At 56.0% G+C, this 21,988-nt stretch carries 24 protein-coding genes and 2 pseudogenes; 20 read left to right on the forward strand and 6 right to left on the reverse strand.

What is annotated here, in order from left to right; all coding sequences use genetic code 11:
• Positions 1 to 70 precede the first annotated feature (70 nt).
• The 16 genes and pseudogenes from RWM61_RS11560 to RWM61_RS11635 all read left to right on the forward strand — a co-directional run bounded on the left by RWM61_RS11560 (position 71) and on the right by RWM61_RS11635 (position 12,495).
• Positions 71 to 958, forward strand: coding sequence for a sugar ABC transporter permease (locus tag RWM61_RS11560; RefSeq protein ID WP_314000873.1), 888 nt, complete (start codon positions 71 to 73; stop codon positions 956 to 958).
• Positions 959 to 1,019: 61 nt separating this feature from the next.
• A complete protein-coding gene (locus RWM61_RS11565) occupies positions 1,020 to 1,823 on the forward strand; it encodes a carbohydrate ABC transporter permease (protein WP_314000828.1) in 804 nt (267 codons plus the stop codon).
• A gap of 36 nt (positions 1,824 to 1,859) precedes the next feature.
• On the forward strand, positions 1,860 to 2,909 hold the full coding sequence (locus tag RWM61_RS11570) for a Gfo/Idh/MocA family oxidoreductase (protein ID WP_314000830.1): 1,050 nt from the start codon (positions 1,860 to 1,862) through the stop codon (positions 2,907 to 2,909).
• 43 nt (positions 2,910 to 2,952) lie between these two features.
• On the forward strand, positions 2,953 to 3,411 hold the full coding sequence (locus RWM61_RS11575; RefSeq protein WP_314000832.1) for a RidA family protein: 459 nt from the start codon (positions 2,953 to 2,955) through the stop codon (positions 3,409 to 3,411).
• 3 nt (positions 3,412 to 3,414) lie between these two features.
• Positions 3,415 to 4,161 (forward strand): MBL fold metallo-hydrolase, encoded by a 747-nt coding sequence (locus tag RWM61_RS11580; RefSeq protein ID WP_314000834.1) that lies wholly within the window; start codon positions 3,415 to 3,417, stop codon positions 4,159 to 4,161.
• Positions 4,162 to 4,191: 30 nt separating this feature from the next.
• The gene (locus tag RWM61_RS11585) at positions 4,192 to 4,923 is read left to right on the forward strand and encodes an SIS domain-containing protein (protein WP_314000836.1); all 732 of its coding nucleotides are present in this window, start codon (positions 4,192 to 4,194) and stop codon (positions 4,921 to 4,923) included.
• 78 nt (positions 4,924 to 5,001) lie between these two features.
• On the forward strand, positions 5,002 to 6,528 hold the full coding sequence (locus tag RWM61_RS11590) for an FGGY family carbohydrate kinase (protein ID WP_314000838.1): 1,527 nt from the start codon (positions 5,002 to 5,004) through the stop codon (positions 6,526 to 6,528).
• Between the two features lie 193 nt (positions 6,529 to 6,721).
• Positions 6,722 to 7,165, forward strand: a complete 444-nt coding sequence (locus RWM61_RS11595; protein WP_314000840.1) for a MarR family winged helix-turn-helix transcriptional regulator — start codon at positions 6,722 to 6,724, stop codon at positions 7,163 to 7,165.
• A 174-nt stretch (positions 7,166 to 7,339) separates the two neighbouring features.
• Positions 7,340 to 7,462 (forward strand): annotated as a pseudogene (locus tag RWM61_RS11600) (carboxymuconolactone decarboxylase family protein); the annotation flags it as partial.
• Between the two features lie 43 nt (positions 7,463 to 7,505).
• Complete coding sequence (locus tag RWM61_RS11605; protein ID WP_314000842.1) at positions 7,506 to 8,369, forward strand: DUF4362 domain-containing protein; 864 nt, start codon at positions 7,506 to 7,508, stop codon at positions 8,367 to 8,369.
• A gap of 13 nt (positions 8,370 to 8,382) precedes the next feature.
• Complete coding sequence (locus RWM61_RS11610) at positions 8,383 to 8,838, forward strand: hypothetical protein (RefSeq protein WP_314000845.1); 456 nt, start codon at positions 8,383 to 8,385, stop codon at positions 8,836 to 8,838.
• A 121-nt stretch (positions 8,839 to 8,959) separates the two neighbouring features.
• Positions 8,960 to 9,331, forward strand: a pseudogene (locus RWM61_RS11615) (HAD family hydrolase); the annotation flags it as partial.
• On the forward strand, positions 9,331 to 9,525 hold the full coding sequence (locus tag RWM61_RS11620; protein ID WP_314000846.1) for a hypothetical protein: 195 nt from the start codon (positions 9,331 to 9,333) through the stop codon (positions 9,523 to 9,525). The pseudogene RWM61_RS11615 and the gene RWM61_RS11620, both read left to right, overlap by 1 nt.
• Before the next feature lie 234 nt (positions 9,526 to 9,759).
• Positions 9,760 to 10,227 carry a CYTH domain-containing protein gene (locus RWM61_RS11625; RefSeq protein ID WP_314000848.1) on the forward strand — a complete coding sequence of 156 codons (468 nt, stop codon included), beginning with the start codon at positions 9,760 to 9,762 and terminating at the stop codon, positions 10,225 to 10,227.
• A gap of 253 nt (positions 10,228 to 10,480) precedes the next feature.
• Positions 10,481 to 11,572 carry a hypothetical protein gene (locus RWM61_RS11630; RefSeq protein WP_314000850.1) on the forward strand — a complete coding sequence of 364 codons (1,092 nt, stop codon included), beginning with the start codon at positions 10,481 to 10,483 and terminating at the stop codon, positions 11,570 to 11,572.
• Positions 11,573 to 11,598: 26 nt separating this feature from the next.
• Positions 11,599 to 12,495, forward strand: coding sequence for a VanW family protein (locus RWM61_RS11635; protein ID WP_399538462.1), 897 nt, complete (start codon positions 11,599 to 11,601; stop codon positions 12,493 to 12,495).
• A 213-nt stretch (positions 12,496 to 12,708) separates the two neighbouring features.
• Here RWM61_RS11635 and RWM61_RS11640 read toward each other — a convergent pair whose 3' ends face one another.
• Positions 12,709 to 13,746 (reverse strand): ThiF family adenylyltransferase, encoded by a 1,038-nt coding sequence (locus tag RWM61_RS11640; RefSeq protein WP_314000854.1) that lies wholly within the window; start codon positions 13,744 to 13,746, stop codon positions 12,709 to 12,711.
• Between the two features lie 151 nt (positions 13,747 to 13,897).
• Here RWM61_RS11640 and moaA point away from each other — a divergent pair, with 151 nt between their 5' ends.
• Positions 13,898 to 14,932: a GTP 3',8-cyclase MoaA gene (gene moaA / locus RWM61_RS11645; protein WP_314000856.1), complete on the forward strand. Its 1,035-nt coding sequence runs from the start codon at positions 13,898 to 13,900 to the stop codon at positions 14,930 to 14,932.
• Positions 14,933 to 14,988: 56 nt separating this feature from the next.
• Here moaA and RWM61_RS11650 read toward each other — a convergent pair whose 3' ends face one another.
• Positions 14,989 to 15,705, reverse strand: a complete 717-nt coding sequence (locus RWM61_RS11650) for an SDR family oxidoreductase (RefSeq protein ID WP_314000858.1) — start codon at positions 15,703 to 15,705, stop codon at positions 14,989 to 14,991.
• 13 nt (positions 15,706 to 15,718) lie between these two features.
• Here RWM61_RS11650 and RWM61_RS11655 point away from each other — a divergent pair, with 13 nt between their 5' ends.
• Positions 15,719 to 15,907, forward strand: coding sequence for a hypothetical protein (locus tag RWM61_RS11655; protein WP_314000860.1), 189 nt, complete (start codon positions 15,719 to 15,721; stop codon positions 15,905 to 15,907).
• Positions 15,908 to 15,954: 47 nt separating this feature from the next.
• Here the strand turns inward: RWM61_RS11655 and RWM61_RS11660 are convergent, their stop codons facing one another.
• Positions 15,955 to 16,275, reverse strand: a complete 321-nt coding sequence (locus tag RWM61_RS11660) for a winged helix-turn-helix transcriptional regulator (RefSeq protein WP_314000862.1) — start codon at positions 16,273 to 16,275, stop codon at positions 15,955 to 15,957.
• Positions 16,276 to 16,425: 150 nt separating this feature from the next.
• Between RWM61_RS11660 and RWM61_RS11665 the strand changes: the two genes are divergently transcribed.
• Together RWM61_RS11665 and RWM61_RS11670 are read left to right on the forward strand one after the other, a co-directional pair.
• Positions 16,426 to 17,193, forward strand: a complete 768-nt coding sequence (locus RWM61_RS11665) for a GTP cyclohydrolase II (protein WP_314000864.1) — start codon at positions 16,426 to 16,428, stop codon at positions 17,191 to 17,193.
• Positions 17,190 to 18,053, forward strand: coding sequence for a VOC family protein (locus RWM61_RS11670; RefSeq protein WP_314000866.1), 864 nt, complete (start codon positions 17,190 to 17,192; stop codon positions 18,051 to 18,053). The genes RWM61_RS11665 and RWM61_RS11670 overlap by 4 nt, the downstream gene beginning before the upstream one ends.
• A 48-nt stretch (positions 18,054 to 18,101) precedes the next feature.
• Here RWM61_RS11670 and pulA read toward each other — a convergent pair whose 3' ends face one another.
• The 3 genes from pulA to RWM61_RS11685 form a co-directional block, all read right to left on the reverse strand.
• Entirely contained in the window at positions 18,102 to 20,057 is a 1,956-nt protein-coding gene (gene pulA / locus RWM61_RS11675; protein WP_314000868.1) for a type I pullulanase, read from the reverse strand.
• Positions 20,058 to 20,228: 171 nt separating this feature from the next.
• Complete coding sequence (locus RWM61_RS11680; protein WP_314000870.1) at positions 20,229 to 20,963, reverse strand: DsbA family oxidoreductase; 735 nt, start codon at positions 20,961 to 20,963, stop codon at positions 20,229 to 20,231.
• Positions 20,964 to 20,987: 24 nt separating this feature from the next.
• Entirely contained in the window at positions 20,988 to 21,854 is an 867-nt protein-coding gene (locus RWM61_RS11685; protein ID WP_314000872.1) for an SDR family oxidoreductase, read from the reverse strand.
• Between the last annotated feature and the right edge of the window lie 134 nt (positions 21,855 to 21,988).

The raw sequence follows: 21,988 nt of genomic DNA on the forward strand, positions 1-21,988 counted from the left end.
GAGGACAGGTTGGGAGCAAGGGCGGGAATCGGTTTCCCGCCTTCCTCCAGCCGCCGGAGGAGTGAAACGCATGGAAGTGCTCGGCAAACGAACAACCGGCAAGCTGTTGCCTTATCTGCTCGTCGCGCCGATCGTCATCTGGATCGTCGTCACCATTTTCGTCCCATTATTCAGCGTCGTCAAGGAAAGCTTCTACAGTACCGGCTTCATCGGCACGAAAGGATCTTACGTCGGATTCGATAATTATACGGAGACATTGACCTCGTCCGCCTATTGGGACGCGTGGCAAAAAAGCCTCATATGGGTGCTAGGCAACGGCATTGCCCAAACGCTGCTCGCTTTCGGCGTCGCGCTGCTGCTGAACAAAGCTTCCCGGTTCTCGAACTGGGCGCGCACCTGGATGATCATCCCTTGGGTCATCCCGACCATCGTGGTCGCGATTTTCTGGCAGTGGATTTTCAACGGCTCCTACGGCATTTTCAACTACGCGCTTCAATCGCTTGACCTGATCGACAAGCCGATCAACCTGCTCGGCCACAATACGTGGTCGTTCCCGATCGTGATTTTCATCAACACCTGGCACTGGTTTCCGTTCATGGCGGTCATCGTGCTCGCGGGCTTGTCGACAATTTCGCATGAACTTTATGAGGCCGCCGAAGTGGACGGCGCGAACAAATGGCAACAGTTCTGGACCATCACTTTCCCTTCGCTCGGAAAAATCACGTTCGCCATCGGACTGGTCGGCACACTGTGGTCGTTCAACATATTCGATACGATTTATATTTTGACCGGAGGCGGACCGGCCGGCGCAACGACAACCGTACCGGTCATGATTTACCAGCAGGCGTTCGAGTCGTTCCGGATCGGGCAGGCGTCCGCGACCTCCATCGTGACGGCGGCGTTCCTGAGCGTATTCGCTTTCCTTTTCATCAAGTACGCCGCGCCAAAAGAAGATTAGATTTTTCCCGTATAGACCCGTTAGACCCGTTTTGACCGTACCCGGAAAGAAGGTGACTAGCGTGAAAGCAGTCCGCATCATCGTCGGCATTGCGCTGATATTCCTGATCGCGTTTCCGTTCTACTGGATCATCATGTCCTCTTTCAAGCCCGCGGATCAAATTCTGAAGCCGGACTTCGTCCCGAGGTCGTTCACGCTGGAGCATTACCGGCAGCTGCTTGACCAGACGTCTTACGCAACGAATCTGTCCAACAGCGTCATCGTCGCCTTCGGCACGATGCTGATCTCGGTGCTGCTCGTCATTCCGGCCGGTTTCGCGATTTACCGGATGAAGTTCGCCGGCCGCAGATTCGTCAACCGGCTCATCCTGGCCACATACGTATTTCCGGGCATCCTGCTGCTGGTTCCCGTCTATCAGCTGATGGCCGACCTTCGTCTGGTCGATTCGCTGATCGGTCTGATCGTCATCAATGTGACGTTCGCCGCGCCTTTCTCGGTTTGGCTCATGCAGGGTTTTTTCGACTCCGTGCCGATCGCGCTCGACGAGGCGGCGGCGATCGACGGCGCGGGCCGGATGCGCACGTTGATGCAAATTGTGCTGCCGCTCATCGGGCCCGGCATCGCCACGATATCGATTTACGCCTTCATTATGGCATGGACGGAATTCGCGTTCTCGTCCGTGCTCATCAGCAGCGAGGAGCTGCGGACGCTGCCGATCGGACTCAACGCCATCATGGGACAATACACCGTCCGTTGGGGCTGGACGACCGCCGGCGCCGTATTGACGCTGCTGCCCGTCGTCGTGTTCTTTGCGTTCGTCGGCAAATATTTCGTCAAGGGGCTGACCGCGGGCGCGGTGAAGTAAGTCCGCGGTGAGGCGACAGAGGAGGTTGGCTTGGCTATGCGGAAATTAAGGCTGGGCCTCATCGGCACGGGCCGTTTCGGCAGGCTTCATCTGAAGGTGCTGCGGCAGATGCGCGGCCTGGAGATCGCCGCGCTTGCGGATGTGGACGAAACGGCGCTGCGGAAGACGGCGGCGGAGTATGGAGTCCGGGATGAGGATTGCCATACCGACCCGATCGATTTGATCACACGCGGGGACGTGGATGCCGTCGATATCGTGTCCGACGAAAAGTCGCACGGTCCGCTCGTGCTCGCCGCGCTGCGGCACGGCAAGCACGTCATCGTCGAGAAGCCGCTCTCCGTCACTTACGGCGAAGCGCTGGAAATCCGCGAGGCGGAGCAGACAGCGGGCAAACAGGTGATGGTCGGCAACATTTCCCGGTTCAGCCAGCCGTATTTCACGATCAAACGGTCGATCGAAGAAGGCTTGCTCGGTACAGTCGCGGCCATCCGGACCAAACGCAATTTCAGCAGGAGCTGGTTTCACGGCTTCGGCAACCGGGTTCACCCGGTGTTCGAATCCGGCGTGCACGAGCTCGACCTGATCGTCTGGTATGCCGGCAGCCGTTGCGTCCGCGTGTCCGCGTTCGAGCGCAACATGAGCGGGTATGCCTATCCCGACTTGTTCACCGCGATGCTCACGTTCGAGAACGGCGTCGTCGCTTCGCTCGATTCGAGCTGGATGGTGCCGGCCGGCGGGCCGCAGAATCTTGTGGAAACGCTTGAGCTGGACGGTACGATCGACGCCCATATCGAAGTGATCGGCGAGTTTGGGACGGCGCAGTATCAGCTGGCGCATCCCGGTTTGTCGGTCTGGACCGGCAGCGGCATTCAGCACCCGGAGACGACGCTCTGGCCGAGCGGCCTGGACGGCGTCGGCGGGGCGATCCGCGCGGAGCTGGAGCATTTTGTGCGGATGATCGCGGAGGACCGGCCGTCGCCCGTCATGCCGCTGTCCGATTCCGTGCACGTGATGGAAATCGCCGAAGCGATCGTGCGATCCGCGCAGCGGGGAAGCGTGGTGGAGCTGCCGGCCGGGGCCGGCTGACAGGCGCGGAACGACCGGTTTATAGTGAAGGGAGAGAATAGGAATGACGATTGCGGAACGTTTGCGGGAGCTGGGTCTGGAAATTCCCGACGTGACGCCCCGTTTCAATTTCATACCCGGCGTGCGGGTCGGTAATCTGCTCTTTATTTCCGGCGCGACGCCCGAAATTGACGGCGTCATGCAAATGCCCGGCCGGCTCGGCGCCGAGCTCGATGTGGAGACGGGGAAAAAAGCGGCCCGGCTCGCGGCGCTGAACTGCCTCGGCGAAATGCAGGCGGCGCTCGGTTCGCTGGAGCGTGTGGAGCGGATCGTGCGCGTCATCGGCTACGTGCGCTCCGCTGACGGCTTCGGTGAACAGCCGCTTGTCATCAACGGCGCGTCCGAGCTGCTGATCGAGGTGTTCGGCGAAGCGGGACGCCACGCGAGGGCGGCGCTCGGCACGAGCGAGCTGCCGTTCGGCGCGGCCGTCGAGCTTGAAATGGTCGTTCAGGTGAAGGACTAGGCCATGAGGATCGGACATGACATCTATTTGGCGGGCAGCGGCAAGCTGGGCTTTGATTGGACGCACCCGGCCGACTGCAACGTTTATTTGATCGACACCGGCGAAGGATTGGTGCTGGTCGATAGCGGGACGGGGCTGTCCGTCTCCGAGATCGAACGGAACATCGCCGCGCACGGATTCAGACTTGAACGGATCGCCTATGTGCTGCTGACGCACCTGCATGCCGACCATTCGGGCGGAGCGGCTGAAATCCGGCGGCGGTCCGGCGCCCGCGTAGCCGTTCCGGCCGGCGCCGCGGACGCGCTTGAAGGAGGCGACGAGCATGCCATCGATCTGCCGCGGGCCCGTTCCGCCGGCTTCTATCCGGCGGATTACCGGTGGGAAGCTTGTCCGGCGGACATCCTGCTCACGGACGGAGACAGCCTTGACGTCGGGCGGTATGCGTTTCGGGCGCTGCACACCCCGGGACATTCCCGCCACGATACTTGCTTCTATATGGAAAGGGCCGGCGGCGGCGCGCCTGTCCTGATCAGCGGCGATACGGTTATGTACGGAGGCAGGATCTCCATGCTGAACACAAGCGATTTCTCGATGGGCGATCTGGCGCGAAGCATCGAACGGCTTGCCGGCCTGGAGCCGGAGCTGCTGCTTCCCGGCCACGGTCAGCCCGCGCTTTCGAGGGCGGCGGAGCATGTCCGCGCGGCCCACCACATTTTCGACAAACTGGGCATTCCGGCGAACATCGGATAGCGAGGTCGGCGGCAAGGAAGGGGTAACCATATGCTCGCGAACGAATTCGTAAACAAAATTATCGGTCATATCCGCACGGTGGAGTCAGAGGAACGGGAGTCCATACGCCAGGCGGCGGAATGGATCGCCGATTCCATTGCGCAGGACGGTCTTGTTCATTTATTCGGCTGCGGCCATTCGCATTTGCTGGCGGAGGATTTTTTCTATAGAGCGGGAGGCATGGTACCGGTGAACCCGATCCTGGAGACCAGCGTCATGCTGCACGAAGGCGCTGTCAAAAGCTCGAAAATCGAGCGCATGGCGGGTTACGCCGAGCATATTCTCGATAATTATACGGTGACGCCCGGCGAGGTGATCATCGTCATCTCCAACTCCGGCATCAACAGCCTGCCGGTGGAAATGGCGCAGGCCGCCAAGGCCAAGGGACTGAAGGTCATCGCGCTCTGTTCCTCCGCTTATTACGGCGATGAAACGCGCCATCCTTCGGGGAAGCGGCTGCGCGATATTGCCGATCTCGTGATCGACAATCATATGCCGTACGGCGATGCGCTGGTGGAAATTCCGTCGTCTTCGGTCAAAATGGCGTCCGGCTCGACCGTTATCGGCAGCGTCATCCTGAATATGGTGATGACAAGCGCGGCGGAGAAGCTGGTGGAGAGGGGGATCGAGCCGCCGGTCTATATCAGCGGCAACATTCCCGGCGGGTTTGAGCGCAATCAGGCCTATATCGACAAGTACCGGAAACGGATCAAGCATCTGTAACGGCGGTGTGAGGAAGACGGGAAGACAGGGGCGGATTGTCGCAGATCGGATAGGCGCTGGTTACGGGGGAGGGAAGACATGCGGGATAAACAATTGTTGATGGGCATTGATATCGGCTCCACCGCTGTGAAGGTGATTGCCATGACGGCGGAGGGCGAAGTGCGCGCATCCGCCACGGGGCATTATCCGACAAGTTCGCCCCGTCCGGGCTGGGTGGAGCAGGACCCGGAGTCGTGGTGGTCGGCCGCCGCGGAAGCGATTCGCGCCTGTATGGCGCAGACCGGACCGGCCGCCATCGGGGCGGTGTCGTTCTCGGGCCACATGAGCGCGCCCGTCCTGCTCGACGGGGGCGGCAAGCCTGTGCTGCCGAGCATTCTGATCGCCGATACGCGCTCTTTCGAGGAAACCCGTTATTTGCGGGAGACCTATCGGGACGAATTTACGGCATTGACCGGCAACGTCCCGGTGGATGCTTTTACCGTGTCCAAGCTGCTCTGGATCAAAAAGCATCATCCGCAGGCGCTGGAACGGGCGGCGGCGCTTCTGTTTCCGAAGGATTTCATCCGGTTCAAGCTGACGGGGCATATCGGAACGGACGCAACGGACGCCGGCAACAGCCTGCTTTACAGCGCGGCGGAACGCCGATGGGCGGCCGTTCTGATCCGCAAGCTGGGGCTGGCGCCGGAGCTTTTTCCGCCGGTCGGGGAGTCACACCATGCAGTGGGCAAGGTAGGGCGCGAAGCCGCCGGGTTGACCGGTTTGCCCGAAGGCACGCCGGTCGTTATGGGGGCAGCCGATATGGCCTGCAGTCAACTGGGCACGGGAGCGGCGCAGCCGGGGACGCTCGCGGTTACGCTCAGCACGAGCGCGCAGGTTGTGCTCCGGGTCGGCTCGATCGCGCCCGAGATGGCCGGCCGTGTGACGTTCCATCCTTCCGCGATTCCGCATTCTCTCTATGCGATGGGCTCCGTATTCACGGGCGGACTCGGCGTCGACTGGGGATACCGGATGCTGACAGGCAAAACGCGGCTCGAAGCGGCCGATTTCGATGCAATCGGAGAGCTGTCCGAGCGGATGGACGGCCTGCCGCTCGGAAGCGGGGGCTTGTTGTTCCTGCCGTTCCTGATGGGCAGCGGTACACCGTACTTCGATTCCAGCGACCGTGCTTCCTGGTTAGGCCTGTCCACGGGACAAGACCCCGCCTTGCTGCTTCACTCGGTGATGGAGGGAGTCGCCTATAACATCCGTGAGAGCATGGAGGTATTCGAGTCCGCGGGGTATAGCATACAGCGAGTCCATCTCGGCGGCGGCGGGAGCCGGAACTCCGTATGGTGCCGGATGATCGGCGATGTACTGGGCAAGGACATGGCCGTTCTGGCCAACCGTGACGCCTCGGCGGCAGGCGCGGCGATTCTGGCGGGTGTCGGCAGCGGGGTGTACGAAACGGCGGAAGCCGCGGCCGACGCGGTGGTGCGGACCGGCGCGGCGCTGGAGCATTCGCCCGTCCGGCATGACGCATACAACGGGATTTACCGGCGCTACCGGAAAGTATATGTTGCGTTGAACGAGTTTTATCGGGAAACCGACGACAAAGATGGAAACTGATATTTTCCTATAACGCATACAGGGCCCGCTGCGGGTCCTGTTTGCGGTGTGTGGCGCTTCTATAATTCGTTTCTCGTCGAGCTGAACGGGATTTGTCGGTGAAGGTCAGTGTCGGTTGACCGGTTAGCTGTTGACATTTTCCAAAACCTTCTTCAGAATAAAAGTCAATATATTGACTACATGGGGTTTGATCATGGACAAGATGGATGAACTTAGGGCGGGCATTGTGTTGGATTTGTTTCGGGCTTCCAATCTTTTGGAGCGGGTCGGCCGCAAACTGGCGGCTGAAGCGGGATTATCCACCGTGCAGCAATGGTTATTGCTGGGGACGATATCGGTCGAGGGTGAGCTCTCTTTAAAGGATTTGAGAGAGCATACGCAGGTAACGAAGCAGAATATTACGGGGATGGTGGAGCGTCTGAAGCAGGGAGGGTACATTCATACCTATGAAGATTCGGCCGACCGGCGCATTACTCGAGTGAAGCTGACGGACAAAGGGGAGAAGGTTCTTGACATTATAGAGCCGATGACCAATGTCAGCAACGAGAAATCATTTGGCGGCTTCAACCGTGAGGAGTTGGAGAACCTGTCTGCATACCTTCGACGGCTGGTGAACGACTTAAACCGGACGCAATAAGAGAAGAGAAGCAAACAGAAAGAATATGCAGCTTTTTTTTGGAATAATGGTCAATATATTGACTATTAAATGTAACCTTGTTAAAAACCAGGAGACGGGAAGATATTTTCCTAGCGGCGTCGTTTCAGGCAAAGCAAAGATTTGTGGTGGACAATACGAATCCCCGCCGGGAAGATCGAGCCGGGCGAAGTGGTGGAGGCAATCATGCACTGCGCTCCCTATACCGGTTTTCCACGGGTGCTCAACGCCATTTTTGTTGCCAAGCGGGTTTTTGAGGAGCGCAACTTGCAGATTTAACGGACCACCTGAAACAAATACAAAGCTGGCCGCGTCTGATGTTGTGGAGGTGGTCAGCATGTATAAAAAAAGTTTGATGCCCATTATGTTTGTGCTTGTTTTTTTGGCGGCTGTCGGCCTGGCCGGCTGTGGAGCTAAGGAATCGAAAGGCAGTACCGGCAGCGCCCGGAGTCCGGAGGAACTTGAAGTCAAACAATGGAGTGGCACTGACGTTCAAGAGGTGAAAGTAAGCCGTTCAAAAGCGTTCGGACGCGTGAATCCCGCTTTGCTCGGATCGTTTACGGATCCTGCGATTACGAGAACCTTTGCAGAAGCCATTCTCAGCGCTGAAAAACAATCCGGCGTGATGGATGTGATAAAACCCGATTATGATCTGACGTTCATTTCGGACAATACCGAGCAATCTTTCCAACTGTGGCTGCACCCGGAATCGGATAGCGGAATGTACGCCTATGTGGAAGATACGGGTACCGGCTACAAGCTCACTGAGGAATCGGCAGTTGCTCTGAAGCGATATGTCTACGGCATAGAGTATCGTTCGGAACAAGCGGCGAACAACGGGGATGTCGTGGAATTGCTCGGCAAAATCATGAATGCCGACAAGTGGGAGCAATTCCTCGCCAACATCAAGAGCGGCTCAGCGGATGAAGTGCAAATTACGTCTTATACAATCGAGGGAGATCCGATTTTCTACGACTTGATGTTCGACGGCGAACGGATCGCATACACTTACGACAGCACGTTCGACGCCTTCGGCAGCCGGCAGAAATTAGATGCATTTTGTACCGGAATTGATGGCGAAAACACGGAGCAGGGTATCGATTTCAAGCTTACCGGCTGTCAAGAGGGACAGAAGGAAGCAGCGGCTACATTCCGGTTTATGCTTCCCGAGTCGAATCGATATTAAAAAGGTTGACAATATGGCGGCAGCCGAAGTAACGGAGCGAGATTTCGTGTATCGGCTTGTCTCGGACAAAAAAGAGTACGTTGAAGGTGAACCGGTGTTGATTTATGCCGAACTGGAGTATGTTGGCGATAAAGATTCGGTTACGATCTATCATGCGTCGTCACCGTTCTATTTTCCCATTGTGGAGAAAACGCGTGATTATGTTATCGGATATGCTATGGATCAACCTTTGATTTCTACGACTCTTGAGCGAGGAAAGCCGTTGCGTGAAGACTATCGGAAAAGCGGAGGCTACACGGAACAAGATAATAAGGAATATATAGCATTCATGAAAGCTTTTTCCGAGGGAAATGGATTTCCTGCCGGTCGTTACGAAGTTGACGGCTTTGCTGATTTCTTTGTTGAGTCAGCTGAAAACGGGCAAGAAAATTATAAAATAAAAGCGCAAATGGAATTTGCGGTGAGGTAGTTTTTGAGAGAGAGTGAAAGATGGAGGGGCTTTATGAAGACGGCATATTCAAATCTGAAGATTCGCGAGTTGACGGGCGATCTCGGAAATGACGTGTTTAGGTTCCTGGTCGATAACGATTTTCCCCATGATTATTCATCAGAAGCTTTCCAAAGAAATGGCGAGAGATATTTTTGGCATACACGATCGGGAGATACTGGACGCGGTCGGATGCCATACAACGTTGCGCAGCAGCGCTACGCGGCTCGACAAAGTGCTTTTTGTTGCGGACAAGATTGCATGGGATCAACCGGGAAATCCTCCGTATCTGGCGGAAATAACGAACGAATTTGATAAATCGCTTGAGCATGCTTCATTTGCGTATATCAACTATCTGTGGCAACAGCGGGAAAAGTTGAGAGTCATCCATCCTTGGCTGAGGGATGCCTATTACGAATTAGAGCCGGTTATACGGTTTTCCTCCGATCACAATGGCGGGGAGAAGGATCATTGATGAAAATAAGCAAACATGACACCGAGCACTACATATGGGGATATTTCGCCAATAAGGAACTGGCTGAATTATCAACTTCAATGGTCGAGTATTGGAACGAACAATTTATAGCGAACACCGGCGGCCACACGATTGCTTTTAGCAGCAATAGCCTCTACGGTTTTAGTGACATGGCTACATTTTTTAAGCGGTGAATCGGTATCCCTTCGTATAGTGGCGCAAACACGTTAGTATAGTCGTTTAGAGTCGACTGAAAGGTTGACCTGTTCCCGGTTTTGGGAATATAATGTATTCTAAAGGCTTCTCCTTTTGTCGGTGCTGGCCAGCATGAATTCCGACACAAGGAGAGCCTTTCTTTTTGCAGGGCTATTTATCGTTTGAACCAATGTTGACTGAGCGTGAGAATGAAAGCAGGATGGAGTGAGACCATGGCGAAGGAAATCGAGAGAAAATTTCTGGTTAAGAATCTCGCCTTTAAGGATTACGCCGAAGGAATTTTATACAGACAAGGCTATATCGCGAATTCAGCCGACAAAGTCGTCAGGGTCAGGATTGCCGGGGATAAAGGTTATCTGACGATCAAAACCAAAAATATCGGCCTTACGAGATCCGAATTCGAGTACGAGATTCCCGTGAAGGATGCCGACGAGCTTCTTCGTTCGGTTTGTGAAAAGCCCATCATCGAAAAATATCGTTACACTTATTCTTATGAGGGGCACACTTGGGAGATCGACGAATTTCTGGGCGCCAACGAGGGATTGGTCATTGCCGAAGTGGAACTGCAAACCGAAGACGAAGCGGTCAGCAAGCCCGACTGGATCGGCGAAGAGGTATCCGGCGATTCCAAATATTACAATTCAAACTTAATCAAGCATCCGTATCAAAATTGGCATTAATACGGGCCGGACAACCGAACCGATCATATAATAGACTTATTCATGAGATCGCCTCTTTTCGGAATGGTGGGGTCGTACTTTCCATTAACCGAAGAGGCGGTCTTTTTGACTTCCGGCGATAACCCGGCAGAAGGGCTTGTCAAATCCAATCGTTATTCTACCCGGCATTCCTGCAGGATAAAACTGGAGGAATCAAATCGCACCGAATAGGCAATTTCTAAAACGTCGAAATGGCGGAAGTGAGGAGGAAGAAGTGCCGAACAGAATCATTTTGCTGTTATTGGTTTGCTGCCTGATAAGTTCAGAATCTGCCGTTGTACAAGCATTGCCTTCAGAAATAAATCAATCAGCTCAATTAATCGTGAAGTCCTCACCGGAGGCTGCATACCAGTCACAAGTTGCAGTCCCATCTAAATTGATAAAAATGCTGTTTAAAGGCGTCACCATGAAAACAAATGAATATCCAGTCTCGGATACATATCTCGAAATAACACAAAAGCCGTACATCGTTGATCCGTCCTGTAACCTGTATGACATCAGGCGTGCCGAACTTATTATGCCCCCGAACCATGTGAAGAAGTTGCTCGAAAAATATGTATCCGCATTGAGAATAACGCATTACGGAAAAATGATGACTTGGGAGGAAGGGAAGCGGTTCCTGTATTTGAAGTCCATTTTTACCGTGACCGATTTGCAAACCGGGCTTCATTTTCAAGTACAGAGGAGGGCTGGAAGTACGCATGCAGATGTACAACCGTTAACGAAACGGGATACCGAGGTAATGAAACAAATATACGGCGGCAAATGGAGCTGGAAAAGAAAGGCGATTCTTGTCATTAAAAATGGACAAACCGTCGCGGCCTCCATGCACGGGATGCCCCATGGCGGAGACGGTATTCCGGACAATGGGTTTCGGGGTCATTTCTGTATCCATTTTCTCGGAAGCAGCACGCACGGAACCGGTCAAGTTGATCGAGATCATCAGGTTATGGTTCATAAAGCGGCGGGCAGTCTTCTGCCGTATGTTCAACGTTCATCGCCATTTCAAATGGTGGACCTATATTTTACCGCCATCAATCAAAAGGATCCTGAAATCGTGTCTGCTCTGTTCCAGCATCGACGACACGCGGCATTTTACGTAAGGCGCGACATCTCACCGATCATCGCGATTCGCAGAACTTCCGATTATGTTGAAAAGGACATGAGCGACATGTTGGCCGCAGATATACCGATAAGGGCGGACGTTTTCAGTGCCGGATCAAAAAAAAGCGCTGTATGGGTGTTTCAATTGAGAAGAAACGCTTTGTGGCAGCCATGGCGAATGGAAACGATTGAGATGAAATAACGGGAGAGGTGCGCAATTTGAAGCGGATGGTTTTCATTTCACTATTGCTATTTGCTCAGCCTATAAGCGAAACCGATACGCTAACGATCCAACTTCCAGGACAATCCGTGACGATTAACCGCGAAGATTTTACAATGCCGGGCGCAACACTTGCCGACCCATACAAATACGAGCAATTGGTGAAAGAACTTAATGACCGGCTTTTTGTGGCACCGCAAAACGCAAAGTGGAATGAACAACGAACCATTATACCCGAAAAGCTGGGGCAGAAACTGGATGAACAAAGGTTCGGCGAACAGTTTTACACTTATGTATTCAGCAATGGACCTGCCGTCATCAATCCCCGCGTTAAGATGATTTACCCGAAGGTAGATAGTGAACTGCTCGTGCAGATTACGGAAAAACAGATTGGTCATTATGTAACCTATTTCAATGCAGCCAATACTAATCGTTCCTATAACATTGGTCGAGCCGCTAAGACCATTAATAATGCGGTTGTATTTCCCGGAGAGACGTTTTCGTTTAATGAGGTTGTCGGAAAGCGCACGAAGGAAAAGGGTTACTTGAATGCGCCTGTGATCGTGAGAGGGGAACTGTCGGAGGGGGTAGGAGGCGGAATTTGTCAGGTTTCTTCGACTTTATTCAACGCTGCCGACCGAGCAGGACTTCAGATCGTCAAAAGATACTCCCACAGCCGCAGCGTCCCGTATGTACTTCCCGGCCGGGATGCAACCGTAAGCTGGTACGGCCCGGATTTTGCGTTTCGCAACCAATACAATCAACCGATAATCATACGGGCTACCGCGGCAGGAGGCAAAATGTTCGTTTCCATATACTCCTCAGAGATGATCGCGTACAATCCCAGACAGGTTCCATCGATGTCAAAGCAGCTTCCTGACGAGATTATCCTCAGTCGAGTATGAGATCCCTGGTTACACCTTGTCTTATGAGGGGCACACTTGGGAGATCGACGAATTTCTGGGCGTTAACCTAGTACCGGACGTTGGGTTATTGTTCCGACGCAGAAGTTGCGAAAATAACAGAAAAATATAGGACTTAATGGTGCAGCGCATGCGAAGCACCCTTCCATGGCCTGATTAACGGCTGGGGAAGGGTGCTTTTGCTTTTTCCGACGGTCAATGGCCGATATATTTCGCATACAACGACTTGGCCGTCGTGATATCCTGGGTGCCCTGCACGACGACCCGGCCGTCCTTGAACAGGACAAGCGTGCAGCCGTCGACCTGGAACCGGAGAAGGAACGGGTTGCGATCCACCTTGCCGATCCGCGCGAACACTTTTTCCTCCTCCTCGAGGTTTACGGACCGCCCGCCGCTTGGAGTGATCTGCACGGAGTCCCTGCCGCACAGCGTCGTATAGATTTCCTCGGTTTCCGTGTGCGGATGCAGAAAATCAAACTCGCCGCGGCCGCAGGCCGGGCAGTCTTCTCGCTTGCCTTTGCCGATATTCAATTGCATATGCTGGTTATGCCACAGCTCGAACTGCTCGAGGTACGGATTGTAATGCTTGTCCGCACCGACCAGGATCTTTAAAGCTTCGGTGGCCTGATAAGAGGCGATAATATGGATGATCGGCCCGATGACCCCAACCGTATCGCAAGTATCTCCGCGGCCGGCCGGCGGATTCGGAAACAGGCAGCGGTAGCAGGGCGTCTCATGCGGCCGGATGGCCGCGAACATCCCGTTCGAGCTGACTGCCCCGCCGTAAATCCACGGAATCCGGTGCTTGACCGCGATATCGTTGATCAGGTACCGAATCTGGAAATTATCGGTCCCGTCCAGAATCAGATCGACATCGGCCAGCAGCTTTTCCGCGTTATAGGCATGTACATCCCCGATGACCGGCTCGATCGTGACCGACGAGTTCACCTTGCGCAGCTTCTCCGCCGCGGCGGCTGCTTTCGGCATATGATTCCCGGCATCCTGTTCGTCGTAGAGCATCTGCCGCTGCAGATTGCTTTCCTCTACGAAGTCGCGGTCGATCAGCCGGACAAACCCGACTCCGCTTCGCACCATATGATTCGCAAGCACCGTGCCGAGCGCGCCCGCGCCGACGATCGCGACCCGGCTGTTCGCCAGTTTGTCCTGCCCGGCAGGCCCGATCGGAGAAAAAAGTATTTGGCGGGAGTAGCGCTTATTCCGATTGGCGTCCATAAGCTCCTCCTTCAATAGGGTTGATAGACGATTACGCGCAGATGCGGCCGGAAATGCAGCCGCAAGCTCTTCCTTTATATATTGTCGCACCAACGCTTGAAGAGCAAGCGTTTTTGTTATAGTGTAGAAGGATAACAGGGAGTGATCAGCTATGCAAGAACCGGTTCGACACATACATGACAAGCTTGGGCGCCCTCTGCGCGATTTGAGATTGTCCGTTACGGACCAATGCAATTTCCGTTGCCGGTACTGCATGCCGGAGGAATTGTTCGGGTCCGACTATGAATTCCTTCCCAGGGAAAAGCTGCTCACGTTCGAGGAACTGACCCGGATTACCCGGATTTTCGTGTCGCTCGGCGTGGAAAAAATACGCATTACCGGCGGTGAGCCGCTTATGCGCCGCGAGCTTCCGAAGCTCATCCGGATGATCAACGGGGTTGACGGCGTGAAGGATATTGCCATGACGACCAACGGCTCGCTGCTGGCGAAGCATGCGCAGGCGCTGAAGGAAGCGGGGCTGCGCCGCATCACGGTGAGCCTCGACAGCCTGGACGAGGAGCGGTTCGGCCGGATGAACGGCCGCGGCTTCAAGCCTTCCCATGTGCTGGAAGGCATTGAAGCCGCGTCGGCGGCGGGCCTTAAGGTGAAGGTGAACATGGTCGTCCAGAAGGGCGTGAACGAGCAGGATGTGCTGCCGATGGCGAACTATTTCCGTGAGAAGGGCCACATTCTGCGGTTCATCGAATATATGGACGTCGGGAACAGCAACGGCTGGCGGCTCGATCAGGTCGTCCCCAGCCAGGAGATCGTGAAGCTAATTCATGCGGAGATGCCGGTGGAGCCGATGGAGCCGAACCATTACGGAGAAGTGGCGTCGCGGTACCGCTATGCGGAGGAAACCGGGAAGCCCGGAGAAATCGGATTGATCTCCTCCGTCACGCAAGCGTTCTGCTCGACGTGCACCCGGATGAGAATTTCGGCGGAGGGACGAATGTTCGGCTGTCTGTTCGCCTCGGAGGGGGCCGATCTTCGCGAGCCGCTGCGCGGGGGCCGAAGCGACGACGAAATCCGTGAGCTGATCACCGGTTTCTGGCGTGTCCGCGAGGACCGTTATTCGGAAGTCCGGCTCTCCAATACGCCCGGGCTGAAAAAAAAGAAAGTCGAGATGTCCCATATCGGAGGCTGACAACAATAAGGCGGAGCCCGCATCCAAGCGGCTCCGCCTTATTGCTGCGTAACGGATCAGACCAAATGCGCTCCGCCGTCGACGAGTACCGCCGAACCGGTGGTGAAGCCGTTCTTCGCCAGATAAACGTACGATTGCGCGATGTCGTCCGGCTGGGCGATTCGACCGACAGGCAGCTGCTGTGCGACGCCGGCGAACATGCCGCGGCGGCGCTGCTCCGGCATCGCGGCATAGATCGGGGTGTCGACGACACCGGGGGATACGACGTTGACGCGGAGGGGCGCAAGCTCAACCGCGAGCCCGCGCACCAGGCCTTCGAGCGCGGAGTTGATCGCGGCCAGGGCGGATGCGCCCTTGGGCGGCCGCAAGCCGTATACGCCGGACGTCAACGTCACGGAGCCCGACTTGTTCAAATAAGGGAGCGCGGCACGCACGGTGATATATTGCCCCCAAAACTTGCTGTCGAAAGCATTTCTGGCGGCGGCGACGGGCAATTCGTCGAATGGGCCCATTGCGCCTTCGCCGGCCGTAACGACCAGGTGATCCAGCGCTTCGAGCTTGTTGAAAAACGTCTCCACTTTCTCTTCGCTGCGGAAATCGAGCTCGTGCGCTTCAATTTGTTCGCTGAGCAGCTGTTTCGCTTCCGCGAGCTTGGTGGCGGAACGGCTGGCTATAACGACCTGGGCGGACTCATCGAGAAACGCCTTGGCGGTCGCCAGTCCGATCCCGGATGTGCCTCCGATCACGACTACGCGTTTTCCTTGCAATGGCACGGGTATAACCTCCTTGTCCTTTTGGTATCGTTTACCCTTTTTCGAGGCGTGTTTACTCTTTAGCTGGAACTGGTTCAAATTCCCGGAAGGCCTGCCGCAGGAGATCGGCTCCGCCATGCAGGCGTATATCGCGAAGAAGGAGAACCGCGATCAGCTGCTGGAAACGATTCAGGGACACTGGCAGCGGCTGAGCAAGCCGTAACGCTAGGTGAAATTGAAAGAGAGATCCTGCCTTCGGGCGGGATCTCTCTATTTGTTGAGTTCAATCCAGTCGGAGGACCACTTCGCGATTTCGCCGAGAATCGGCTCGAGCGCTTTGCCTTTCTCCGTCAACGAGTACTCGATTCGAACCGGCGTCTCTGGATACACTTCGCGCTTCACGATGCCTTCGTTCTCCAGTTCCTTCAACCGCTCGGCCAGCATTTTGCCGCTCAGGTTGGCCAGGTCGGCATCGATCTCGCCGAACCGCCTCGGACCGGACAGCAAATCGTATACGATCAATGCTACCCATCGTTTGCTCAGCAGCTCCGTCGCTTTCTCAAACCGCGGGCATATGTTTTGTTCGTTCAATGGTATCACCTCTCGCCAACCAGTATATCATATACTTACTCGAAGTGTTTATATAATTTAAATATAAATAGTAACTTGACGTATGAAATTAACTACTATATACTTACTTACGAAAAGTAATAACTAATCCATTCATAAGGGGTCTTCGCCATGATCCATACTAAGATCGTCGACCTGTTGAGCGAACGCATCCAGACGATCCCGAGCGGGGACGGGGCCAACATTCTCGTGGGACCGATCAAGCTGCCGGTGAACCTTGACGGCGAAACCGTTCTTTTTCAGTGGTACTGCTGGCTGCCGGTCAAGGACACGGCGGCTCAAATTTGCTTGAAAAACCCGGACACCGAAACGTTGATCGAGCAGTTGTCTTCTTATAATCTCGCGGAAAAGCAGCAGTCGAGCATCCTCGTGTACGGTGATTTTGCCCATTCGGAGGATGCGTTAATCCGGATGCACAGCATCTGCCATACGGGCGATATTTTCGGGAGCGAACGCTGCGATTGCGGCTACCAGCTCAAGCAATCGATGAGGATGATCATCGCCCGCGGCTCGGGCGCGCTTTTCTACCTGGCGAATCACGAGGGAAGAGGCATCGGCCTGTTCAGCAAAGCGATGGCTTATCTGCTGCAGGAGAACGGCCTCGACACCGTGGAAGCGAATCTGGAGCTCGGGTTCGAGGACGATGCCCGCAATTACTCCGACGCGATCGGCATTCTGCAACATCTGAGACGGAAGCCGGTCACGCTGATTACGAACAACCCGAAGAAGCTGGAGGCCTTGCAGTCCTCCGGCATGAACGTGACGGGGCGCATGCCGCTGTGGGGCGGCCTGTCGGAATATAACGCACATTACTTGCGGACCAAAGTGGAGCGCTCCGGGCATATCGGAGAACGCGGGAAGAGGAGGAACCTGTCATGACCTACCGCATGCATCCTGACATGAGGCTCGGCGAGGTAAAGCTCAAGGTCAGCGATCTGGAGCGGTCCGTACGATTTTACGAGGAGGTTGTGGGGTTAAAGACGCTGCATCGCAACGGAAACACGGCCGAGCTAACGGCGGACGGGCAAAACACGCTTGTCGCCTTGAAAGAGATTCCGGAGGCGGTCGTGACGAAACGAAGATCGGCAAGCGGACTGTATCATTTCGCGCTGTTGCTGCCGACCCGCAAAGACCTCGGTTTATCGCTGCGCAGGCTGATCGAATCCGGCATCCATATCGGCCAATCCGATCATTTTGTCAGCGAAGCCCTGTATATCTCGGATCCGGACAACAACGGCATTGAGATCTACAGGGACCGTCCGCGCGAGGAATGGACCTATGATGCGGAAGGACATGTCAGAATGGGCGGAGATCCGATTGACTGGGACGGTTTGCTCCAGGAGGCGGAGGGGCATCCCTGGTCGGGGATTCCCGCGGGCACGACGATCGGGCACGTTCATTTCCATGTGGCGGATCTGGCGCAGTCCGAACGGTTCTATTGCGGTCTGCTCGGTCTTGATGTGATGGCGGATGCCACCGTGTTCATGGGCGCCCAGTTCGGGGCGGCGGGCGGGTACCACCACCATTTCGGTTTGAATATTTGGGCGGGCGCCGGGGCGGGGCCGGCTCCGGACAACGCTACGGGCATCGCGTACGCCACGGTTATATTGCCGGACCGAGCAGCTCTGGATGCCTTGCTCGCAAATCTGCGAAGCGGCGGCGTCGAAGCGGCAGAAGGGGATGGAGCTTGGTTCGTAACCGACCCGTCGGGCATTCGTTTGCGGCTGACTGTCGGGTAACGGCGCGATTGGGATTTTTAGAAGGAGGGGCCGAAGGGCTCCTCCTTTTTATTCGCCAATCTCCAACACGATCATGGCGATGCCGTTTACGGTCAATGCCGTTCCCTGGAGCGCTGCCACATGCGCTTGCCCCCAAATCGGCCGCCAGTTTCCCAAGTCCGGCAGCTCGACCGTTACTTGTTCGTCGCGCGCGTTGTAGAGCACGTACAGATGCTTGGAAGGATCGCCGCCGGCATGATTCCGAAGAGTCAGGGCGACCGTGCGTTCAGGCGACGGTTCGAAGAAGAGATGCTCCCGAATTTGCTCCGCCGTGCGGAGGCGAAACGCAGGATGCATTTTGCGCAGCGCGATAAGCTCCTTCATATACCACACGTCATGCTTCCGCTCGGCGGCTCGCCGCCAATCCATCCGGTTGATGCTGTCGGGCGAGTTGTAGCTGTTCTCGATACCGTATTTGGTCCGCATAAATTCCTGGCCGGCGTGAATAAGGGGGATTCCCTGGGCGGTAAGCACGATCGCCGAGCCCAAGCGGTGCATCCTGGTGCGGATGTCGTCCGAATCCCAGGGAGCGGCCAGCATCAGCTTATCCCACATCGTGTAATTATCGTGGCACTCCGCGAAATTGACGGTCTGGTCCGGTTCGTCCGCGAACAGGCGAATTTCGTCGTTGTAGGGGATGCCGCTCGCCAGCCCTTTGCGGATATTCTGAGCCATGCCGTCGTCGCCGCCGATAAAGCCTCTGGAGCCGGGGTCGAATACCCCGCCTTTGACGGCATCGCGCAGAAATCCGTTGAAATGGGCGATGCGCGGCATCCTGGACGCTTGATGCTGGTTGGCGCGCAGCGGCTCGGGCAGCTCGGTTTCCATATCCCAGCCTTCGCCCAGCGTGACGATCGAAGGATCGAGCTCATCCAGCCGGCGGCGTATTTCCTGCATGGTCTCCACGTCGAGCAGTCCCATCAGATCGAAGCGAAAGCCGTCGAAGCCATAGCATCGCGCCCAGTAGAGGACGGAGTCGACGATGTATTTGCGCGTCATCAGCCGTTCGGAAGCGATGTCGTTGCCGCAGTGGGAGCCGTCGGACAGCGTGCCGTCCGGCTTGTACCGTAAATAGTAACCGGGCACGAGCTTCGCCAGGTTTACGCGGTAGCCGTCGTACACATGGTTGTATACGACGTCCATTATGACGCGCAGACCTTGATCGTGAAGCGCTTTTATCACGGACTTCAGCTCGCGGATACGGACAAGAGGGTCGTAAGGGTCGGAGGAATAGGAGCCCTCGGGCACGTTGTAGTTTTTGGGGTCGTACCCCCAATTGTACTGCTCGTGCGGACGGGTTTCGTCCACGCTTTCCGTGCTGTAATCGAAAACCGGCAGAAGCTGGACGTGCGTCACGCCGAGGTCAAGAAGGTGGTCGAGCCCGGTCTTGATGCCGTCCGGTCCCCGCGTGCCGGTCTCGGTCAAGCCGAGATATCGGCCTTTATTGGTGATGCCGCTGTCGGGATGGATCGAGAGATCGCGGATGTGCACCTCGTAAATGACCGTATCGAGCGGCGACTCAAGCGGGGGCTTGGCGCCCGGCCAGCCTTCCGGGTCGGCTGCGGCGAGGTCGGCGATATAGCCTCTGTCGCCGTTGACGCCGACCGCGCGGGCGTACGGGTCGACCGCCTCGTTCCACTGCTCGCCGACCAGCACTTTATAGGTATAATATTTGCCGTGAAGGTCGCCGTCCGCCTCCAGCAGCCAGGTGCCCCATTCGCTTTTATTCATGGCGATTGTTTGCGAAGGCTCGCCGTCCCAGCGGTCATACAGCACGACATAAGCCTCGGTTGCGGTGGGAGCCCACAGGCGAAACACGGTGTGGTTTTTCGTATACGCCGTGCCCAGGTCGTCCCCGTGATAGGCGAAAGCGGTGTCGAATTCTCTCGAAAATACGGAAATGCCGGAAGTGACCTCCGGGTTGCCGAAATCGATTTCGTAGTCAATTTCTCTTTGTACGGCCATAACCAGATCTCCTTTTGATCGAAATCCCGTGATGCAATTTATCCCTTATTTTATTCGCGGAGGGCGAATGGGGTACATGACGGTTTTTTATACATGGCAAAAAGAGACTTTCTTCATCGGCTGAGGAAAGTCCCTTTAGCTTACCATAGCGAGCAGACCGCGCGCTCGGCGTCAGTTGTTCGCGGTCTTCGAAGCGGAGGGGGCGCAGATCCCGTCGACACAAGCCGCGTCCGCCGCACTGTCCCCCGGATCGTTCAGGATGGTGAGGGGCCGTTCTTCCTCCCATGCCTTCTGCAGCGTCTGGAGGAACACTTCGCTCGGCTGGGCGCCGGAGACGGCGTATTTGCGGTTGATGACGAAGAACGGTACACCGCGCACGCCGAACCGAGTCGCCTCTTGCTCGTCGAAGCGGACCTCTTCGGCGTAATCGCCGCCGGCGAGCGTTTCGGCCGCCGCTTGCTTGTCGAGCCCGACTTCATCCGCCAGCTCGGCCAACGTTTCATGATCACCGATATGTCTGGAGTCGGTGAAATAGGCTTTCAGCAAACGCTCCGTCATCTCATGCGCCTTGCCATTCGCGGCCGCAAAATGCGAGAGACGGTGGGCATCGAACGTATTTGTCGGAATCATCGTATCGAAACGATAGTTGAGCCCGACCTCCTGTGCCTGACGGCCCACATCGGCGTTCATCGCCATGGCCTGCTCCCGGCTCATGCCGTATTTCGAGGCCAGCATGTCGTGCACGTCGTGCCCGGCATTGCGCCGGGCGTTCGGGTCGAGCTCGAAGCTGCGGTAGATCGTTTCCACATTCCGCTTGCCTTCGAAGCGCTCGAGCGCCGCTTCAAATTTGCGCTTCCCGATATAACAGAACGGACAGACATAGTCGGACCAGATTTCAACCTTCATATCGCACCTCCGGAGATTGGCCTTTCATGCTTGCAGCACTTGCTTCACGGTATCTTTCAGCGGGGCGGGGGTACCGATCAGGCTGCGCAGGTCGCCCGATGTTTTCGAAGTCTCGCCTTCGGCAACCGCCTGATAAATACCGGCGATCATCCCGGCGACCGGCTCAGGCAATCCGGCGTCATGGATCAGCATGCTCTTTTGCTCAGCAAAGGAAACGGCGCGATGGACGATCGGCTTGCCTGTGATCTCGGACATGATTCGGGCCAACTCGTCGAAGCTCCAGGTTTGATCGGACACCAGTGTGTAAGTTTTGTTCTCGTGTCCTTCGCCCGCGAGCACCTCGGCCGCCGCCGCGGCGAGATCGTTGCGGGTGGCGGTGTTCAACGTTCCGGTTCCCGTATTGGTTACGACGGCGCCGTGTTCCACGGATGCATGCAAAGCGGGATTCACGAAAACCTCGGTGTACAGGGAGTTGCGAAGAAACGTATAGGGAATGCCCGTCGTGCGAATCGCGTGCTCGGTAGCCAGGTGGACATGGGCGAGCGGAATGGCGGACTGTTCGGCGAACGCGAAGCTTGTATAAGCAATGTGTCCGACACCCGCTTCCTTTGCGGCCTTGACCACATTGGCATGTTGCACGATCCGGTTCGTGTCGTCGGAGTCCGAGCTCGAAACGAACAGGAGCCTCGATGCGCCGGCAAAAGCTTTCGCCAACGAGGCGGGATCCGAATAATCGCCGTAACGAACCTCAATTCCCCGCTCGGCGAGAGACGAGGCCTTCTCCACATTGCGGACGATCGCGGTGATTCGGCTTGCGGACATTTGCTTCAGCAGATGAGTGATGACCAGGCTTCCAAGCTCGCCTGTGGCGCCTGTAACATAAATGGACATGTAGTTCCTTCCTTTCGTTTCAAATAGGATAAGGTGCCGGCTCCAAGGAGGCGGCTGCCATCTGTAACAATTATAGTTACAACCCAAGTTTGGCGACATAATTTTCCAGCACCAGGCGTAGCAAGGCTTTCCGG

The organism is uncultured Paenibacillus sp., from assembly GCF_963515335.1.
In the GTDB taxonomy this organism is placed as follows: domain Bacteria; phylum Bacillota; class Bacilli; order Paenibacillales; family Paenibacillaceae; genus Paenibacillus_I.

Excerpts from the sequence above, each read along its gene's own strand:
- RWM61_RS11560 (WP_314000873.1), top strand. The coding sequence starts at position 71 with ATGGAAGTGCTCGGCAAACGAACAACCGGCAAGCTGTTGCCTTATCTG.
- RWM61_RS11570 (WP_314000830.1), top strand. The coding sequence starts at position 1,860 with ATGCGGAAATTAAGGCTGGGCCTCATCGGCACGGGCCGTTTCGGCAGG.
- RWM61_RS11575 (WP_314000832.1), top strand. The coding sequence starts at position 2,953 with ATGACGATTGCGGAACGTTTGCGGGAGCTGGGTCTGGAAATTCCCGAC.
- RWM61_RS11580 (WP_314000834.1), top strand. The coding sequence starts at position 3,415 with ATGAGGATCGGACATGACATCTATTTGGCGGGCAGCGGCAAGCTGGGC.
- RWM61_RS11585 (WP_314000836.1), top strand. The coding sequence starts at position 4,192 with ATGCTCGCGAACGAATTCGTAAACAAAATTATCGGTCATATCCGCACG.
- RWM61_RS11590 (WP_314000838.1), top strand. The coding sequence starts at position 5,002 with ATGCGGGATAAACAATTGTTGATGGGCATTGATATCGGCTCCACCGCT.
- RWM61_RS11595 (WP_314000840.1), top strand. The coding sequence starts at position 6,722 with ATGGACAAGATGGATGAACTTAGGGCGGGCATTGTGTTGGATTTGTTT.
- RWM61_RS11610 (WP_314000845.1), top strand. The coding sequence starts at position 8,383 with ATGGCGGCAGCCGAAGTAACGGAGCGAGATTTCGTGTATCGGCTTGTC.
- RWM61_RS11620 (WP_314000846.1), top strand. The coding sequence starts at position 9,331 with ATGAAAATAAGCAAACATGACACCGAGCACTACATATGGGGATATTTC.
- RWM61_RS11625 (WP_314000848.1), top strand. The coding sequence starts at position 9,760 with ATGGCGAAGGAAATCGAGAGAAAATTTCTGGTTAAGAATCTCGCCTTT.
- RWM61_RS11635 (WP_399538462.1), top strand. The coding sequence starts at position 11,599 with ATGGTTTTCATTTCACTATTGCTATTTGCTCAGCCTATAAGCGAAACC.
- RWM61_RS11640 (WP_314000854.1), bottom strand. The coding sequence starts at position 13,746 with ATGGACGCCAATCGGAATAAGCGCTACTCCCGCCAAATACTTTTTTCT.
- moaA (WP_314000856.1), top strand. The coding sequence starts at position 13,898 with ATGCAAGAACCGGTTCGACACATACATGACAAGCTTGGGCGCCCTCTG.
- RWM61_RS11665 (WP_314000864.1), top strand. The coding sequence starts at position 16,426 with ATGATCCATACTAAGATCGTCGACCTGTTGAGCGAACGCATCCAGACG.
- RWM61_RS11670 (WP_314000866.1), top strand. The coding sequence starts at position 17,190 with ATGACCTACCGCATGCATCCTGACATGAGGCTCGGCGAGGTAAAGCTC.
- pulA (WP_314000868.1), bottom strand. The coding sequence starts at position 20,057 with ATGGCCGTACAAAGAGAAATTGACTACGAAATCGATTTCGGCAACCCG.
- RWM61_RS11680 (WP_314000870.1), bottom strand. The coding sequence starts at position 20,963 with ATGAAGGTTGAAATCTGGTCCGACTATGTCTGTCCGTTCTGTTATATC.
- RWM61_RS11685 (WP_314000872.1), bottom strand. The coding sequence starts at position 21,854 with ATGTCCATTTATGTTACAGGCGCCACAGGCGAGCTTGGAAGCCTGGTC.